The sequence below is a fragment of the Flavobacterium sp. genome (genome assembly GCF_044368995.1).
GTDB lineage: Bacteria > Bacteroidota > Bacteroidia > Flavobacteriales > Flavobacteriaceae > Flavobacterium.
The window spans coordinates 38,948-56,096 of sequence record NZ_JBIPMS010000001.1 but is presented as its reverse complement, the minus strand read 5'-3'; the positions used below and the strand labels follow the sequence as shown (position 1 = coordinate 56,096).

14 protein-coding genes are annotated in these 17,149 nt (G+C 32.2%); 7 read left to right on the top strand and 7 right to left on the bottom strand.

All coding sequences use genetic code 11. The features are described from left to right. Window positions 1-4 precede the first annotated feature (4 nt). The 4 genes from ACIQ2I_RS00215 to ACIQ2I_RS00200 all read right to left on the bottom strand — a co-directional run bounded on the left by ACIQ2I_RS00215 (window position 5) and on the right by ACIQ2I_RS00200 (window position 5,188). Window positions 5-1,318 carry a TolC family protein gene (locus tag ACIQ2I_RS00215; RefSeq protein ID WP_396180424.1) on the bottom strand — a complete coding sequence of 438 codons (1,314 nt, stop codon included), beginning with the start codon at window positions 1,316-1,318 and terminating at the stop codon, window positions 5-7. Window positions 1,319-1,398: 80 nt separating this feature from the next. After that, complete coding sequence (locus tag ACIQ2I_RS00210) at window positions 1,399-2,025, bottom strand: Crp/Fnr family transcriptional regulator (RefSeq protein ID WP_396180423.1); 627 nt, start codon at window positions 2,023-2,025, stop codon at window positions 1,399-1,401. Between the two features lie 248 nt (window positions 2,026-2,273). Then, window positions 2,274-4,172: an amidophosphoribosyltransferase gene (locus ACIQ2I_RS00205; protein ID WP_396180422.1), complete on the bottom strand. Its 1,899-nt coding sequence runs from the start codon at window positions 4,170-4,172 to the stop codon at window positions 2,274-2,276. Window positions 4,173-4,264: 92 nt separating this feature from the next. Continuing rightward, a complete protein-coding gene (locus tag ACIQ2I_RS00200) occupies window positions 4,265-5,188 on the bottom strand; it encodes a PfkB family carbohydrate kinase (protein ID WP_396180421.1) in 924 nt (307 codons plus the stop codon). A gap of 169 nt (window positions 5,189-5,357) precedes the next feature. Between ACIQ2I_RS00200 and ACIQ2I_RS00195 the strand changes: the two genes are divergently transcribed. Beyond that, the gene (locus tag ACIQ2I_RS00195; protein ID WP_396180420.1) at window positions 5,358-5,837 is read left to right on the top strand and encodes a regulatory protein RecX; all 480 of its coding nucleotides are present in this window, start codon (window positions 5,358-5,360) and stop codon (window positions 5,835-5,837) included. Window positions 5,838-5,938: 101 nt separating this feature from the next. Beyond that, a complete protein-coding gene (gene thiL / locus ACIQ2I_RS00190; protein WP_396180419.1) occupies window positions 5,939-6,988 on the top strand; it encodes a thiamine-phosphate kinase in 1,050 nt (349 codons plus the stop codon). 19 nt (window positions 6,989-7,007) lie between these two features. Here thiL and rnhA read toward each other — a convergent pair whose 3' ends face one another. Then, window positions 7,008-7,487 (bottom strand): ribonuclease HI, encoded by a 480-nt coding sequence (gene rnhA, locus ACIQ2I_RS00185; protein ID WP_396180418.1) that lies wholly within the window; start codon window positions 7,485-7,487, stop codon window positions 7,008-7,010. 82 nt (window positions 7,488-7,569) lie between these two features. Further along, the gene (locus ACIQ2I_RS00180) at window positions 7,570-8,133 is read right to left on the bottom strand and encodes a phosphoribosylglycinamide formyltransferase (protein WP_396180417.1); all 564 of its coding nucleotides are present in this window, start codon (window positions 8,131-8,133) and stop codon (window positions 7,570-7,572) included. A 244-nt stretch (window positions 8,134-8,377) separates the two neighbouring features. Between ACIQ2I_RS00180 and ACIQ2I_RS00175 the strand changes: the two genes are divergently transcribed. The 5 genes from ACIQ2I_RS00175 (at window position 8,378) to pyk (ending at window position 12,826) form a co-directional block, all read left to right on the top strand. Next, complete coding sequence (locus ACIQ2I_RS00175; protein ID WP_007137004.1) at window positions 8,378-8,614, top strand: acyl carrier protein; 237 nt, start codon at window positions 8,378-8,380, stop codon at window positions 8,612-8,614. 191 nt (window positions 8,615-8,805) lie between these two features. After that, a complete protein-coding gene (gene fabF, locus ACIQ2I_RS00170; protein ID WP_396180416.1) occupies window positions 8,806-10,059 on the top strand; it encodes a beta-ketoacyl-ACP synthase II in 1,254 nt (417 codons plus the stop codon). 4 nt (window positions 10,060-10,063) lie between these two features. Continuing rightward, window positions 10,064-10,813 carry a ribonuclease III gene (rnc, locus tag ACIQ2I_RS00165; protein WP_396180415.1) on the top strand — a complete coding sequence of 250 codons (750 nt, stop codon included), beginning with the start codon at window positions 10,064-10,066 and terminating at the stop codon, window positions 10,811-10,813. A 109-nt stretch (window positions 10,814-10,922) separates the two neighbouring features. Beyond that, window positions 10,923-11,393 (top strand): IPExxxVDY family protein, encoded by a 471-nt coding sequence (locus ACIQ2I_RS00160; RefSeq protein ID WP_396180414.1) that lies wholly within the window; start codon window positions 10,923-10,925, stop codon window positions 11,391-11,393. A gap of 2 nt (window positions 11,394-11,395) precedes the next feature. Continuing rightward, window positions 11,396-12,826, top strand: a complete 1,431-nt coding sequence (gene pyk, locus ACIQ2I_RS00155; RefSeq protein WP_396180413.1) for a pyruvate kinase — start codon at window positions 11,396-11,398, stop codon at window positions 12,824-12,826. 66 nt (window positions 12,827-12,892) lie between these two features. On the opposite strand, the gene ACIQ2I_RS00150 is transcribed toward pyk, so the two are convergent. Then, a complete protein-coding gene (locus ACIQ2I_RS00150) occupies window positions 12,893-17,104 on the bottom strand; it encodes a choice-of-anchor L domain-containing protein (protein WP_396180412.1) in 4,212 nt (1,403 codons plus the stop codon). Window positions 17,105-17,149: the final 45 nt, after the last annotated feature.

Sequence of the window (17,149 nt, the reverse complement as noted above, 5' to 3'; positions counted from 1 at the left end):
AAATTTACTTCGTTAAAAACTGTAAATATTGTTTAGTAAAATTATATTCAAAAACCGCTTGTAATTGCTCTAATTCTTTTTGAATCATTTGTGTTTCAGATTGCAATAAATCAGTAGTTTTTTCTAACCCTTGTGCAAATCTGTTTTGACGAATTCTATACGCTTCTTGCGATTGTTCGAAAGCTAATTGCGATAAATTCACTTTGTTTTCTGCGTCTTTTAATTGGCGATTGGTTTTGTTTAATTCCAGTTGACTTTGCTTGGTATATTGGTCTTTTTCTACATCGGCTTTTTGAGATTCTGCCTTAGCTTTCTGATATTTCCCAACAGTTTTATTACCATCAAAAACATTCCAAGATAATTGGGCGCCAACTAAATAGCCTTTTGCCGATGTTCCTAAAATGGTTGCGTCGTACATTTCATAACTTCCAAAAGCATTTAATCTTGGTAAAAACGTCATTTTTGAAGATTGTAACATTTTTGCATACGCTTCCGAAGATTTGTGCATCGCTTGAATGTCTTTTCTATTCTCAGATAAAGTAGTATTTATTGCTTCGATGGAAATTGTATTTTCCAACGCTTCTGTTGGTTTATAGACTTTACCTTGCGTGTCTTCGTTTATTAAAAACCCTAAATAATCTGAAGCATTTTGCACATTACTTTTTGCATATTGCAACTGATTGGCAATTTCATTTACACGAACTTGCACGTTTAACAAATCGGTTTTTTGTAGCATGCCTTGTTTGAAATAATTTTCTACTAATTTCAAATTGGCTTTTCCGGTTGTATTTGCTTTTTCTAAAACTTTTACTGCTTTATAGGCCAATTGCAATTGCATATATGCTTTTGAAACCTCTAATTCAAGGTATTCTTTGGTGCGTTCGGTTTGTAGTTGAAACGCCTCCATTTTGGATTTAGCAGCTTGTCTTCCATACAAACCATCAACATTAATTAACGGTTGTTGAATTTCAAATTTCGTAGCAAAATTTTGTGTTTTTGCAGGATCGTTTAATAAAGCTGGATTAAAATCAGAAGCAGTTAAAATTTCCTGGTTTAATTTAGAACCAAAAGCCATTAAAGGATTTGTAGTTGAAATTCCAGTATGTGAAACATTAATATTTGGCAAAAAAACCGCTTTAGATTGGTTGTAATCTGCTTTTGCTGATTGATAGTTTTTTTCAGCAATTTTAACTTGTAAATTATTTTCTAATATTTTTTTAGAAATATCGTTTTTAGAAACGGGAAGTGTGTCTTGCGCCAAGCCAAAAACTGAAAACAATAAAGTTGAAATAAGAATAGTTTGTTTAAATTTTCTCATAATTCTAATTAATTATGAGGCAAATGTAAACGCATAAAAAATAGTGTACAGTAACAAGTGTTACAGAGGTGTGAAATTATCTACAACAACTCAATATACGCTCTATTCAATTTAATTTTTCCTTTGTTTTCTAAAGCTTTTAAAATTCGAGAAATTACGACTCTTGACGTATTTAAATCGTAAGCAATTTCTTGATGAGTTTTATTAATTTGGTTGGACGTATTAATTTTAGATTTTTCTAAAAGATAATTTAATACTCTTTCGTCCATATTCATAAATGCTAAATGATCAATTGTGGTTAGCATTTCTTTCAATCGATTGTTATAGCTGTTAAATACAAAATTTCTCCAAGTGGCATATTTTCCGAGCCATTCGTTCATTTTAGCTACTGGAATTAAAATTAGTTGTCCGTCAGTTTCTGCAATGGCGCGAATTTCACTTTTAGCATTTCCTAAGCAGCACTGCATAGACATGGCACAAGTATCCCCTTTTTCTATAAAATATAAAAGTAATTCCCCTTCGTCAAAATCTTCACGTAATATTTTAATGGCTCCGTTCAACATTAATGGCATATTTTTAATGTTTTCATTAAAGTCTATAATAATATCGCCTTCTTTAAAATCATGAATTTTAGAAACCTCTAAAATTTCGTTGATCAAATTTTCTTCAAAAATAAAATTATACGTGTTTTGGAGTGTGTTTTTCATTTTTAGGAAAATTTAAGTTTCCATTAGCGAATTTAGTAAATTCAAAAACAAAAAGTAAAGAAATAAAAAAGATTTCACTGGAAACTATATAAAATAAAAAAGGCGAAACTTTCGTTTCACCCTTTTTGCCCCAAATCTACCATAAAACTTAACCTACTAATTTTCTGGTGAGTTAAAAGTATAGTAAGTTATTTCATTAAAATAAAATAATTGTTGTATGGTTAATATTTTCGATGAAATGCGCTTTTTTAATAAGCACGTGCTCCATTTCCTTCATAAAAGTTAATAAAAGCGGTATTTACAACACGGTTTCCTCCAGGTGTTGGATAATTTCCAGTAAAATACCAATCGCCTAAATTTTTAGGACACGCTTTGTGTAAATCTTCAACTTTTTGAAAAATAATTTTCACTTTTGCTTTCACTTCACTAGTAGTTAGCATTTGAGCCATTTTATCTGAAATTTGTTCCTCTGTAAACGGATTGTAAATTTCTTTTACATGATTGACCACTTCATTGTCTTTAAGGCCTTGCTGTGCTTTACATTTTTTATAAACGTCTTCTACAATTTTATACTGATTGGTTTCCTTTAAAAGTTCCAATGCCGCTTTAAAAGCGATAAAACCTTCTAATGTACTCATATCAATTCCATAACAATCAGGATATCTAATTTGAGGAGCCGAAGAAACTACTACAATTTTCTTAGGATGTAATCGGTCTAAAATTTTAATGATACTTTGTTTTAATGTAGTACCACGAACAATACTGTCGTCAATAATTACCAGATTATCTGTTGGTTTTACTACACCGTAAGTGATGTCGTAAACATGTGCAACCATTTCATCTCTACTACTGTCTTCCGTAATAAAAGTACGAAGTTTGACATCTTTAATGGCTATTTTTTCAGTGCGAACTTTTTCGGCTAAAATTTCATTTAACCCTTTTTCATTTAAAGTGTCTTTTTGCGCAATAATATCCTTAACTTTTTGTTCGTCTAAGAATTTTTGTGCGGCTTCAGCCATACCATAAAATGATGTTTCTGCTGTGTTTGGTATAAATGAAAATACCGAATTATGAATGTCGTTTTCAATTTCTTTCAACACACTTGGAAAAACATATTTTCCTAATAATTTTCTTTCTTGATATATTTCGGCATCGCTTCCGCGAGAAAAATAAATTCTTTCGAAGGAACAGGCTTTTTTATCCGTACATTCTCTAATGTTTTCGAAAAGTACATTTCCGTTTTTCTTAACAATAATGGCATCTCCAGCTTCTAATTCTTTCACATCCTCAAAGGCTACATTAAAAACAGTTTGAATTACTGGACGTTCTGAAGCTACTACTACAATTTCATCATCATGATAATAATAGGCTGGTCGAATTCCGTTTGGATCTCTAACCACAAAAGCATCTCCGTGGCCTAAAAGTCCTGCCATAGCGTAGCCGCCATCAAAGTTTTTAGAGGCTCTTTTTAAAATTCTTCCAATATTTAATCGCTCTACAATTACGGGTGATGCTTCCAATTTAGTCAGTCCTTCGTTTTTGCAATCCAAATATAATTGTGTGATTTCATCATCTAAAAAATGACCGATTTTTTCCATAACTGTTACCGTATCAGCTAGTAGTTTTGGATGTTGTCCCACATCTACTAAATCTTGAAATAATTCTTTAACATTGGTCATATTAAAATTTCCAGCAACTAATAAATTTCTGTGCATCCAATTGTTTTGACGTAAAAAAGGATGCACACTTTCGATGCTATTTTTTCCAAAAGTTCCATATCGAACGTGACCTAAAAACAATTCGCCTACATATGGAATGTTTTCTTTTTGCAACGCTACATTATTTTGATACGACGGATTTTTAGCTAATTCCTCTGAAATTCTGGTGTTTATTTGTCCGAAAATATCCTGAATAGGTTGTGCTTGATTAGACCGAATTCTACTAATATATCTTTGACCTGGTTCTACATCTAATTTAATACTGGCAAAACCTGCACCATCTTGTCCGCGATTGTGTTGTTTTTCCATTAAAAGGTACATTTTTTCTACCCCGTAAAAAGCCGTACCATATTTTTCTCTATAGTATTCTAATGGTTTTAAAAGTCTAAGTAAGGCAATTCCACATTCGTGTTTAATAGCGTCGCTCATAGTTGTTGGTGTTTATTCTAAATGTAATACCTAAACGGATTTATATAATTTTCTATTAAAAATGCCCCGAAATTTCGAGGCATAGTTTGGTCTTATAATTGGATATCAAATTGTGTTAACGCTTTAAATTGTTGTAAACGAGCATAAACTTCTTCTTTGTTTAAGTTTACCATTCTTTCGGTTCCAAATTTTTCTACACAGAAAGAAGCCAAATTTGAACCATGAATAATAGCGTTTTTCATATTTTCAAAAGATATGTCTTCCGATTGCGAAAGATATCCTGAAAATCCTCCAGCAAATGTATCGCCTGCTCCTGTTGGATCAAAAACCTCTTCTAAAGGTAAAGCTGGTGCAAAGAAAACATCTTTATTATGGAAAATTAATGCTCCGTGTTCCCCTTTTTTAATCACAACGTACTTAGGCCCCATGGTATGAATTTTTGCTGCGGCTTTTACTAAAGAATATTCTCCAGATAATTGACGGGCTTCTTCATCGTTGATGGTAATCACGTCTACACGTTTTATAACTTCTAATAATTCTGGTAAAGCACAATCCATCCAAAAGTTCATAGTATCTAAAACTACTAATTTTGGTTGGGTTGTCATTTGATTTAAAACGGACGATTGTACAATTGGGTGTAAATTACCCAACATAACAACCGATGCGTCTTTATATGCTTGTGGCACTACTGGATTAAAATCTGCTAATACATTTAACTCAGTAGCCAATGTATCACGAGAATTCATATCATTATGGTATTTTCCACTCCAAAAGAAGGTTTTTCCGCCTTTTACAATTTCAATTCCTTCAATGTTTATATTTCTTTCTGATAATAAATCTAAATGTACTTGAGGAAAATCTTCCCCTACAACAGAAACTATTGCAGCGTCAACATTAAAAAAAGAAGCCGATAAACCAATATATGTTGCTGCGCCGCCTAAAATTTTATCTGTTTTTCCAAAAGGTGTTTCAATGGCATCAAATGCTACCGTTCCTACAATTAATAATTTACTCATTTACTTTGATTTTAATAAGCTGCAAAGATAGTTATTCCGTTTGAAGATTAAAAATGTTAGACTAATTTTAGTAATAAAAATATTTCGTTAAAAGAATCCCATTTATACTTTTGTAAAAGTTATTTTTTATAGTAATTTTGAATGACTATTAATTTATCGTTTTACAAATTTGGAATCTCCAAAAAAAACCACACTTACAACCAACGAAATCATCAGCAAATTAGAGTATTACTGCTCTTACCAAGATCGTTGTCATAAAGAAGTGGAACAAAAATTACGAAGTTTTACCTTACTTCCGGAATTAAAGGAACAAATTATTGTACATCTTATCGAAAATAAATATATCGATGAGGAACGTTTTTCTAAAAGTTTCACAAGAGGAAAACACAATTATAAAGGTTGGGGTAAAAACCGAATTGTTCAAGAATTAAAATTTAGAGATATCTCCAAAAGAAACATCGATTTAGCTTTATTGGAACTACCAAACGATATTTATTTGGCTAATTTTCATGCCCTTGCAGAAAAAAATTGGAACGCAATTAAGGAACGAAAAGGACAAAAGAAAAATAAAAAATTTGTAGATTTTTTACTCCGAAAAGGATACGAAACCAGTTTGATTTTTGAAAAACTTAAGCAACTAGATAATTAGCCAATTTTCAATTTGCCATTAAGAATAATTATCTAATTGGCACATTGACACATTAATCAATTGGCGCATTAATTTCCTATCTTTGCAAAAAATAATCCATCATGTTAGAAAATAAAGATCAAAAAACAACGAGCATTGCCAGTTTAGGTGAATTCGGATTAATTGAACATTTAACCAAACATTTCAAAATTAATCAAGAAAGTACGCTTAAAAGTATTGGTGACGATGCCGCTGTTTTAGATTTTAAAGACAAAAAAGTAGTAATTTCTACCGATTTATTAGTAGAAGGCGTACATTTTGATTTAAGTTACATGCCTTTAAAACATTTGGGATACAAAGCAATTGTGTCTACTATTTCAGACATCTGTGCGATGAATGCAGTGCCAACACAGGTTGCCATTTCGGTGGCGGTTTCTAATCGTTTTCCGTTAGAAGCTATGGAAGAACTTTTTGCAGGAATTACTTTAGCAGCCAACGCTTATAATGTAGATGTAATTGGTGGCGACACCACCTCTTCTCAAAAAGGATTAATTATTAGTATTACGGCTATTGGCGAGTCGAATTTAGAAGAAATTACCTACCGAAATGGCGCACAACAAACTGATTTATTGGTTGTTTCTGGCGATTTAGGCGCGGCTTATATGGGGTTACAAGTTTTGGAAAGAGAAAAACAAGTGTTTCAAGTCAACCCAAACAACCAACCTGTTTTAGACGATTATACTTATTTAATTGAACGTCAATTGAAGCCAGAAGCTAGAAATGACGTGAAAGAATTATTGGAAAAATTAGAAGTAAAACCCACAGCTATGATTGATATTTCAGACGGATTGTCCTCTGAAATTATGCACATTTGTAAGCAAAGTAAATTAGGGTGTAATGTATATGAAGAAAAAATTCCGGTAGATCCACAATTAATTAATGTGTGTGAAGAATTTAATGTAGATATTACAACTATTGCCTTAAATGGAGGAGAAGATTACGAATTGCTTTTTACCATTAAAATGGAAGATTTTGAAAAAATAAAACACAATCCAAATTTTACCATTATTGGTCATATGGTTGCAGAAAGCGAAGGCATGCATTTGGTGACTCGTGCCAACACAAAAATTGAACTAAAAGCCAGAGGCTGGAATGCTATAAACGAAGAATAAAATTAGTTTAAAAAGTATTTTATAACAATTTCTGTTCTTCCGTTTCGTAAAAGGTATCAATATTTAATTTTTTTTGTTGCGAGGCCATCACGGCTAATTGGTCGCAGCGTTCGTTTTGAGGATGGTTGTTATGGCCTTTAATCCACATGAATTTCACTTGATGTTGCCTATAAATTTTTAAAAAGCGCATCCATAAATCGGGGTTTTTTTTGTCTTTGAAGTATTTTTTCTCCCATCCAAACACCCAACCTTTTTCTACTGAATCTACAACATATTTAGAGTCTGAAACTACCAAAACAGTGGTTTTAGGCGTTTTCAATTTTTCTAAACCTACAATTACAGCTAATAATTCCATTCTGTTATTAGTAGTATGCCTAAATCCTTCAAAAAATTCTTTTTTATAAGGCGAACCTACCATTTCCATTACCACACCATAACCGCCAGGGCCTGGATTTCCTTTGGCAGCGCCATCTGTATAAATGTGAACTTGGTAGGGCATTTTTGATTAATTAGATTGTTAGAAGGTTAGATTTTTAGATGTTGAAATTAAGAAAATATTGCGGTTTGACTAACTATGAAGTCTAACCTTCTAAAAATCTCTCAATAACTTTCGGAAAATGTTCCATTTCCAATTCGTGAATTTTTTTTGCGATTTCATCTGCAGTTGTACAATTTTCAATAGTTACATTGGCTTGAAAAATAAATTCGCCTTCGTCAAAATGTTCGTTTACATAGTGTATAGTAATTCCTGTTTCTTTTTCTTTATTTTTTAATACCGCGTTGTGTACGTTTATGCCAAACATGCCTTTTCCGCCATAATTAGGCAACAAAGCTGGATGAATATTAATCACTTTACTTGGAAATTCGTTAATAATATGAATGGGAAACTTTAATAAAAAACCTGCTAACACAATTAAATCTGGTTGCAATTGCTTCAGCTGGCTTAAAACCGTATTCTCTGAAAGTTCCTTTTTATTGAAAACAAAAGTTGGGATTTTAAATTTTTTAGCTCTTTCAATTACTTTAGCTTCAGAATTGTTCGAAAATACACCAACAACTGAAACTGCATTAGACATGTCAAAATATGCCATAATATTTTCGGCATTAGAACCGTTTCCAGAAGCAAAAAGCACAATCTTCTTCATTTCATTCTGTTTTTTTAAACTTATTGAAGCAATAAATCATATAAATATCACACAAAAGTATAAATTCATTTAGGTTTAATGGCAAAAATTAAAAGAAATTAAAAATTATTTTAAATGAAAAGCATAGAGAATTAGGGTATTTTAAGTTTTTTTTATACATTCGTTGTTATATTTACTAACAAAAATGTTGTTTTAAAATAAAGTTTTTTATTTTTGCAAACAAATAAATTAAAAATTAAAAATTATGTCAGACATTGCATCAAGAGTAAAAGCGATTATCGTGGACAAATTAGGTGTTGACGAAAACGAAGTAGTAACAGAAGCAAGCTTCACTAACGATTTAGGTGCTGATTCATTAGACACTGTAGAGCTTATCATGGAATTCGAAAAAGAATTTGACATCCAAATTCCAGACGACCAAGCTGAAAACATTGCTACTGTAGGTCAAGCAATTTCTTACATCGAAGAAGCTAAGAAATAATAACCAATCATCCGTATGAATTTTTTTATACGGATGTTGTTATTTTTTGTTTCTGTTTTTAAAAATCTTTGTTTAGATTTGTAAAAACATTGATTGTATTACAATCATTCACATAAGACATTTATGTAATACCCAATGTTAATATTTAAAATATGCACATTGGGTTTTTCTATATAACTAAAAAATAATTTATGCAATTAAAACGTGTAGTGGTTACAGGGCTTGGAGCACTAACTCCAATTGGAAACAACATTCAAGAATATTGGAATGCCTTAATTAGTGGAAAAAGCGGTGCTGCGCCAATTACTTATTATGACACTGAAAAACATAAAACGAAATTTGCTTGTGAAGTAAAAAACTTCAATATCGAAGAATTTATCGATAGAAAAGAAGCAAGACGAATGGATAAATTTGCACAATATGCCATTGTGGCTGGTGAACAAGCCATTGCAGACGCAGGTATTTTAGATTCAAACGTAAATAAACAAAGAGTAGGTGTAATTTGGGGTGCAGGAATTGGTGGTTTGGAAACTTTCCAAGAAGAAGTACTAAGTTATGCTAAAGGAGACGGAACACCTCGTTTTAATCCGTTTTTTATTCCTAAAATGATTGCCGACATTGCCCCCGCTCATATTTCTATGAGAAATGGCTTTATGGGTCCAAACTATACAACAGTTTCCGCTTGTGCTTCTTCTGCAAATGCTATGATTGACGCTTTTAACTACATACGTTTAGGAATGTGTGATGTAATTGTATCTGGAGGTTCGGAAGCAGCAGTAACCATTGCCGGAATGGGTGGTTTTAACTCTATGCAAGCGTTGTCTACAAGAAACGATTCGCCAGAAACGGCTTCTAGACCGTTTGATGCTAACAGAGATGGGTTTGTTTTGGGCGAAGGTGCAGGCGCCTTAGTTTTTGAAGAATATGAACATGCAAAAGCACGTGGTGCAAAAATATATTGTGAAGTTGGTGGTGGCGGAATGTCATCTGATGCCTATCACTTAACAGCACCCCATCCCGAAGGAATTGGAGTTATTGCAGTAATGGAAAATACATTACGCGATGCAGGTATGAAACCCGAAGAAGTAGATCACATTAATACGCACGGAACTTCAACACCCTTGGGGGATGTTGCAGAATTAAAAGCAATAAGCCATGTTTTTGGTGCACACGCTAAAAATATAAATATCAATTCTACAAAATCTATGACAGGGCATTTGTTAGGTGCTGCTGGAGCGATTGAAGCGATTGCTTCGATATTAGCAATGAAACACAGTCTTGTTCCTCCAACAATAAACCACACCACAGTAGATGAAAATATTGATCCATCATTAAACTTGACATTAAACACGCCACAAAAAAGAGAAATAAAAGTAGCAATGAGTAATACTTTTGGATTTGGCGGACATAATGCTTGTGTGCTTTTCAAAAAATTAGAAGAATAACTTCATGCGTCGCATTTTAAATAAAATATTGAACAAACCCCCTTCTTCTAATCAAGACGGGGTTTTTTTTGAAAAAATTACCAAAATATTAGGATTTAAACCCAATACAGAAATTTATTACAAACATGCTTTCACACATCGTTCCTCTAACCAAACAGATGAAAACGGATTCCCAATTAGTTATGAACGTTTAGAGTTTTTAGGCGACGCTATGTTAGGTAGTGTAATTGCTGCTCATTTATACAGAAAAGTTCCAACAGGCGACGAAGGTTACTTAACGAAAATGAGATCTAAAATTGTAAGTAGAGAGCATTTAAATGAGTTAGGTAAAGATTTCAACTTAGTCCAATTTATCGAAAGTAAAGTAAGTCCTTCCCATTTTGGGGATAATATACATGGAAATTTATGCGAAGCTTTTATTGGGGCTATTTACTTAGATAAAGGTTATACCTATTGCGAAAAATTTATTCAGGAGAAAATCATCAAACAATATATAGATATTGAGCGCTTAGAAGGAAAAGTAATTAGCTATAAAAGTGTAATTATTGAATGGTGTCAGAAAGAAAAAATTACTTTCAAATTTGATATTTTTGAAGATGATGGTAAAGAAGGCGTAAAATACTTTGGCGTAAAATTAGTAATGGACAATCAGGTAATTAGCAAAGCCAGAGCCACTTCGAAGAAAAAAGCAGAAGAAACAGCTGCAAAAAGAGCTTTTTTTGCTTTACAAGATAAAATTGAAAACAAATCCTAAATTATTTTATCAACTACAACGTTTGAATTAAAAATTTAATAGTTTAGAAACCTATTTTACTGCAATTTAATAATTTTTACTCCTATCTTTACGATTATTAAAAAAATAAATGGCTAATCTTAAACTTACATTCGACGATTTTGAATCAAATGATTTTGAGTTACTTGCGATTCACTCTAATTTAAAAGATTTTAAATTAACGTTTTTAATCAATTTAAAGTTAAATGTTTTGATGGCAAAAAATGAAAACGAAATTTCAATAAAAACCTCTGAAGGAACGGGAAAATTTTCTAGATTTAGTTATGACGATTTGAACCAAGATATTACTTGGGAACTCATTAAAAATCAAACGAATTTTAATTCGAATCAAAACAATACAGGTTTCTTTTCTGAAAATAATATTACATTAAATTTAATTCCAGAATTAAAAACAGCTGATTATTTATTAAAAATAGACAATATAGATTCCAAATTTAAAAGCACAGAAGTCATACAAAAAATAAATACCATACAAAATGTGTCTACTATTTATAAAGTAGATACAAGTAATTTAAAATCGATAAACAATTTAATTTTTTAAAGATGCATACAACCAAAAAAACAAAAATTGTTGCCACATTAGGCCCAGCTTGTAGCAGTAAAGAAGTAATTAAAAAAATGATTGACGCCGGAGTTAATGTTTTTAGAATTAATTTTTCGCATGCAGATTATACAGATGTAAAAGAAAAAGTAGATATCATCCGCGAATTAAATGATGAATTTGGTTATACCACTTCTATTTTAGCCGATTTACAAGGCCCAAAATTACGCGTAGGTGTTATGAAGGAAGATGTATTAGTAAATCCTGGAGATATTATTACCTTTCAAACCTCAGAAGATATTCCTGGAACGGCTGAAAGAGTTTACATGAACTATAAAGAATTTCCGAAAGATGTTAATCCTGGAGAAAGAATCCTTTTAGATGATGGAAAACTAATGTTTGAAGCTATTGAAACCAATAGAGTAGACGAAGTAGTTTGTAAAGTGATTCAAGGTGGCCCCTTAAAATCTAAAAAAGGAGTAAATTTACCTAACACAAAAGTATCGCTTCCTGCATTAACAGTAAAAGATATTAAAGACGCCATTTTTGCTTGTGAAAACAAAGTAGATTGGATGGCGCTATCTTTTGTTAGAACTAAAGAAGATATAAAAGACCTACAAGATTTAATTGCACAACATTCTGAACACAAAATACCAATTGTAGCAAAAATTGAAAAACCAGAAGCAGTTGAAAATATAGACGAAATTGTTGTTGCCTGTGATGGTTTAATGGTGGCTCGTGGTGATTTAGGTGTTGAAGTGCCTGCGCAAGAAGTGCCTTTGATTCAGAAAAAACTAATTTTAAAAGCAAAATTAGCCCGAATTCCAGTAATTGTAGCTACTCAGATGATGGAAACGATGATTACTAGTTTGACACCTACAAGAGCAGAGGTAAACGATGTAGCCAATTCAGTAATGGATGGTGCGGATGCCGTAATGCTTTCAGGAGAAACTTCTGTTGGAAATTATCCAGTACAAGTTATTGAAACCATGACAAGTATTATCGAAAGCGTAGAAGATTCTCCACTTATTAATGTACCTCATATTGCGCCTACAAAAAGAAATGATAGATACATCACTAAATCTATTTGTTTTAATGCAGCGGCCATGGCAGATACTATAGATGCGAAAGCTGTTACAACATTAACAAATAGTGGTTATACTGCTTTTCAAATTTCAGCTTGGAGACCACACGCACATATTTTAGTATTTACCTCAAACAAAAGAATTTTAACCCAATTAAATTTACTTTGGGGTGTAAGGGCCTTTTTCTATGATAAATTTACAAGTACTGATGATACCATTGATGATATCAACAAAATATGTAAAGAAAAGAAATATGTAAAACAAGGTGATATGGTTGTTAACTTAGCTTCTATGCCAATTGCTAATAAAGGAATGGTAAATACCTTAAGAATTTCTGAGATTGAATAACAAAACGATTTAAAATATAAAATCCCAAAATCATTTAAGAAATTGGGATTTTTTTATGCCTTTTTACTATCGTTTTAAACTAAAATGTGATTTAAAAATCCCTTTTTGCTTACTTTGTGTAATGAATTCTACTGAAAACCAATAATCTGTTGAGGGTAAATCTTTCCCGTCATATTTTCCGTCCCAGCCAGAACTAGCAGGAGATATTTGTTTTAAAAGTTTTCCATATCTATCAAAAATAGAAATTATACTTTTAGGTTGTTGTGCCAAATCAAAAATATTCCAAGTGTCGTGAAACCCATCTCCATTTGGAGTAAAATAATTTGGATAATTAATGATATAAATAGGGCCAATTCTTGTAGGAGAACAATTTCCTAATGTATCATAAATAGATACAAAATAAACCCCTGTAATTAAGTCAGTAAAGGTATTGCTCGGTTGAATTGGGCTTAACGTTCCGTTTGGATACTCTAATTGATACGTGTAATTTCCGTACCCATCTGTTATATTTACAGAAATAAAAGTCCCGTCGGTATCAAATTCTGGGCTTACAGTAAAATTAGCTTTTGCAGGACTTGATTGTATAATGGTAACTGTTGTGTTATAATAATTACAAGCCGAACCAACATCTGGAGTGAGCTTAATAAACGTAACATTATACACCCCTGCTTGCGTTGCGGTAAAATTAGGTCCTGTACCTAATAAAGTCCCATTTAAAAACCAACTTACTGTATACCCTGCAGGATTTAAACCCGTTTGAATCGTATAAGGACTAATTAAAGTATTTGTAACAGGGTCTACACAAATAATCCCTTGAGGTAAAGTAATATTTAATAAAGGATGAACTGTAAAAGTAAACGACTGTTCCGCATTACAATTTAGATTATTCAATGCGGATGCAAATACATAATAGGTATACGTGCCAGGGACAGAAATATTTAAATTTGTTATTAAATTAGAAATATTTCCTCCTGGTTGCGAATAATAATTTAAAGTGAAACCTACTGAAGGTAAAGTAGGTAAGGTATATGTTCCGCATTCTTCTGTATCAAACACTAACGCTAAGGCAGCTAAATTTGGGGTTTCGGATACAATAATATCAAAACTATCTTGAGCATTACAAATTATTCTATCGCCATTTGATGCTACTACCCAGATGGTTGTAGTGGTATTTGGAACATTAAATACTAATCCATTTGCAACGGGTAATGAACCAGCTTGATCATAAAAATAACCTATAGTATAGTTTTCTGGAGTGGGGGGCACATGCGTTAAAGCTGGTAAAGTATAATTTTGAGATTCGCATACAAAAACATTGGTGTAAATTGGTAAGTTAGTTCCGCTGTACGTTACTGTAAAAGGTTTATTAATTGTACAATTGGTTACCGTGTCAATATTATATAAATAAAAGGTTTGCGTAGCAGAAAAAATAGTTGTTGGCAACACTACAGTACCGCCTCCAATTGGCCCCCCTGGCGCGGTATATATTGTGCCATTAACCGGTTGAGCAATAGAATAAGGTGTGCATTCAAATCTATCTAAAACACCATCAGTGGGTGGAAATGGGTTTAAGCTTATGGTAAACGATAACTCGTTCGAACAACCATTCGCATCGGGGCCGTTAAATACATAGTAGGTTCCTGGATTTAATCTAATTCCAGATAAATCAATAATATTTCCAGCAAAAAGTGGAATTTGCCCTAATGTAGTAGGGCCTCCTGATAAGGCATAATAAGAACCATTTGTTAATATAGGCAAAACAAATTCACCACAATACAAGCCACTAGAAATTGCATCAACCAAAGGCAAGGGATTAATAATAATGTTATAATTTAAATTGTCTGAACAGTTTGGTAATAATGTTGTATTGGCATAATAATATATTACTTGAGAAGTTGTTATTGGAATATTGGGATCAACAACAGAACCTCCTCCTAAAGGAGCGGTATAATAGCCGCCGAAAGAAATAGCTGGTAATGTATAACTATTACATGCAGGTATTGTAGTAAACAAATTTGTGTCAATTATGTTAATTTGAAAATCCGTTTCTAAAGCACACCTCCCTGGATTTCCATTTGCATTAATAAAAGTAGTGCTATTATATATGTACATTATTTGAGTAGCAGTTATACTATTCCCAGCAAAATAAGGCATTCCCGTTCCTCCTGGTTGAGAAAAATAATTCCCATTAGTTAATGCTGGTAATACATACGAATTACAATAAGTTACATCTGGCAAAGTATCAATTAACGGTAGTGGGTGAATGTTAATATTAAATAATTCATCTCTACAAAAAACGCCATTTACTTCAGCATAATAATAAATTGGTTGAATAATATTCAGCTGTGTTATATTTTGAAAAACTGTTCCGGTAGGAATTAAAGTGCCAGTGCCAGTTGGCCCTCCTGGCGCGGTATAAAAAGCCCCAATATTATATGGTATTGAAGGTATAGTAAAAGAGCCACAATTGTCTAAAAGCGGGCTATATTCATCAACAAAATAGGCTAAAAAAGAAGATTCGTTGAAACAACCATTAACATCAGGTCCATAATATATAAAATACATAGCACTTTCATCAATTATATTTCCTGCAAATAGTGCTGTACCAGAACCCGATGGCCCTGTAAAATAATTTCCATTTGTTAAAACAGGTAAAACATAATTACTACAAGCAACCACATCGGCTAAATCATCAACAAGAGGTAATGGATTTACATTAATATCTACACTTGTAACATCAAAACAAGAGGGATTAGAACTATTTTGCATTCTAATCCAAATAGTTACTGTTGTTGTTCCATTAGGTATGGCAACTGAAGAAATCACACCAGTATTTCCTGCAACAGCATCTGCCTGATTAGAAAAATATAAAACGCTATAACCTGTTAATCCGTTTAATACTTGAAGATTTAAATTAGCTAAAAAATATGTTGTTGCAGTAGGCGCTTCACACAATTGTACATCAACGGGTTGAGTAGCATTAACAACAGGATTTATCACTAAATCAAATTGATATATGGCATTACAAAACGAGTTTGATATTGTATTAAAAATTTTAACATAAATAGTTTGCCCTGAAGTTGTAGAAAAATTTGTTGTTCCCGCAATTGGATTGTTTGCAGTTATATCGGCCATTGAGGCATAATAAAACAAATCATATGTTGTATTGTCTATACCTAATTGGGATTCGTTATTTGTTGTTAAATCAAAAGTATAGCTTGCTGCGCCTATATTACAAGTTTGTAAATTAATTGGATTAGAAACTGCTAAATTATTAACAATTACAGTATCGGTAAGAAAACATGATCCTTTAGTAATTTCAACAGAATAAGTTCCTGGCGTGTTTACAGTATAAGACGATGTATTTCCTCCAACTGGATTTCCGTTTTGAAGCCACTGATAAGTATATGTATTATCTAACTGAGCATTTAATTGTATGGGATTTCCAGAACAAATTGTTTGATCTGGACCTAAATCTAATGTGGTTGTAAAACTTCCTCCAGAAATAAATACTGCAGAATCATATCCTGAATTATTATAATCCCCAATTACCAATCGTATTTTATAGGGAACATTTGGAATTACTGCCGAAGCCGCATTCATAACTACAGTATGTCCTCTCATATTTAATGTAGAAGCTGGAATATTAGTTGGATTGTATGTGCTAAAAAAATTAGAATTCGCCGATTCGCAATTGGTATTATATAATTTATTTCTAATGTCTTTAACCGTAACCGGCATACTTGTTCCTGGAATAACTGCTAAATTGGTTGAAACACCTGTATTTAAATTGGTTAAAACAAATGCAAATACGTCACTAAAAGCACATTGGTATTCACCATATTCATTAGACGCAAATAAGAAATCAAAACTAAAACTGTTTGAAACGGACGTAAAATCGAATTCTAAAAAAGCCACATCGGTTATTGTAGAAGATTGTCCCGTACTGTTGCTTATGGTTTGTAAATAAGCATCCGTATTGGTATTAATTTGTGAACTTAAAGTAGCATCATTAATATAATTACCTTGTGTATTTAACGCCACCCCATTTCTAATAATAATCCCTTCATTTATGGGAAAAGCAGATCCGTTTTTATTAAAATAGGCAACAGATTGGTTAGAGGAAATTGAAATATTTGAAACAGAAACACAAGAATTTAAGAGTAGTAAATCTACAAGCTGAGCAGGAGTATTGGTGGTGTTGTCTATTGTTATGGTCTGCGAAAACACACTAGAACTTATTGCTAATATTAAAATATAAAGGGGCTTCAAATTCATATTATTAGTATAGTTTTTAATTAGTATATAAATTTAAGAAATAAT

Coding starts and splice junctions, on each gene's coding strand:
- rnc (WP_396180415.1), top strand. CDS start 10,064: ATGCGTCGCATTTTAAATAAAATATTGAACAAACCCCCTTCTTCTAAT.
- thiL (WP_396180419.1), top strand. CDS start 5,939: ATGTTAGAAAATAAAGATCAAAAAACAACGAGCATTGCCAGTTTAGGT.
- ACIQ2I_RS00180 (WP_396180417.1), bottom strand. CDS start 8,133: ATGAAGAAGATTGTGCTTTTTGCTTCTGGAAACGGTTCTAATGCCGAA.
- fabF (WP_396180416.1), top strand. CDS start 8,806: ATGCAATTAAAACGTGTAGTGGTTACAGGGCTTGGAGCACTAACTCCA.
- ACIQ2I_RS00205 (WP_396180422.1), bottom strand. CDS start 4,172: ATGAGCGACGCTATTAAACACGAATGTGGAATTGCCTTACTTAGACTT.
- ACIQ2I_RS00160 (WP_396180414.1), top strand. CDS start 10,923: ATGGCTAATCTTAAACTTACATTCGACGATTTTGAATCAAATGATTTT.
- ACIQ2I_RS00150 (WP_396180412.1), bottom strand. CDS start 17,104: ATGAATTTGAAGCCCCTTTATATTTTAATATTAGCAATAAGTTCTAGT.
- pyk (WP_396180413.1), top strand. CDS start 11,396: ATGCATACAACCAAAAAAACAAAAATTGTTGCCACATTAGGCCCAGCT.
- ACIQ2I_RS00175 (WP_007137004.1), top strand. CDS start 8,378: ATGTCAGACATTGCATCAAGAGTAAAAGCGATTATCGTGGACAAATTA.
- rnhA (WP_396180418.1), bottom strand. CDS start 7,487: ATGCCCTACCAAGTTCACATTTATACAGATGGCGCTGCCAAAGGAAAT.
- ACIQ2I_RS00210 (WP_396180423.1), bottom strand. CDS start 2,025: ATGAAAAACACACTCCAAAACACGTATAATTTTATTTTTGAAGAAAAT.
- ACIQ2I_RS00200 (WP_396180421.1), bottom strand. CDS start 5,188: ATGAGTAAATTATTAATTGTAGGAACGGTAGCATTTGATGCCATTGAA.
- ACIQ2I_RS00215 (WP_396180424.1), bottom strand. CDS start 1,318: ATGAGAAAATTTAAACAAACTATTCTTATTTCAACTTTATTGTTTTCA.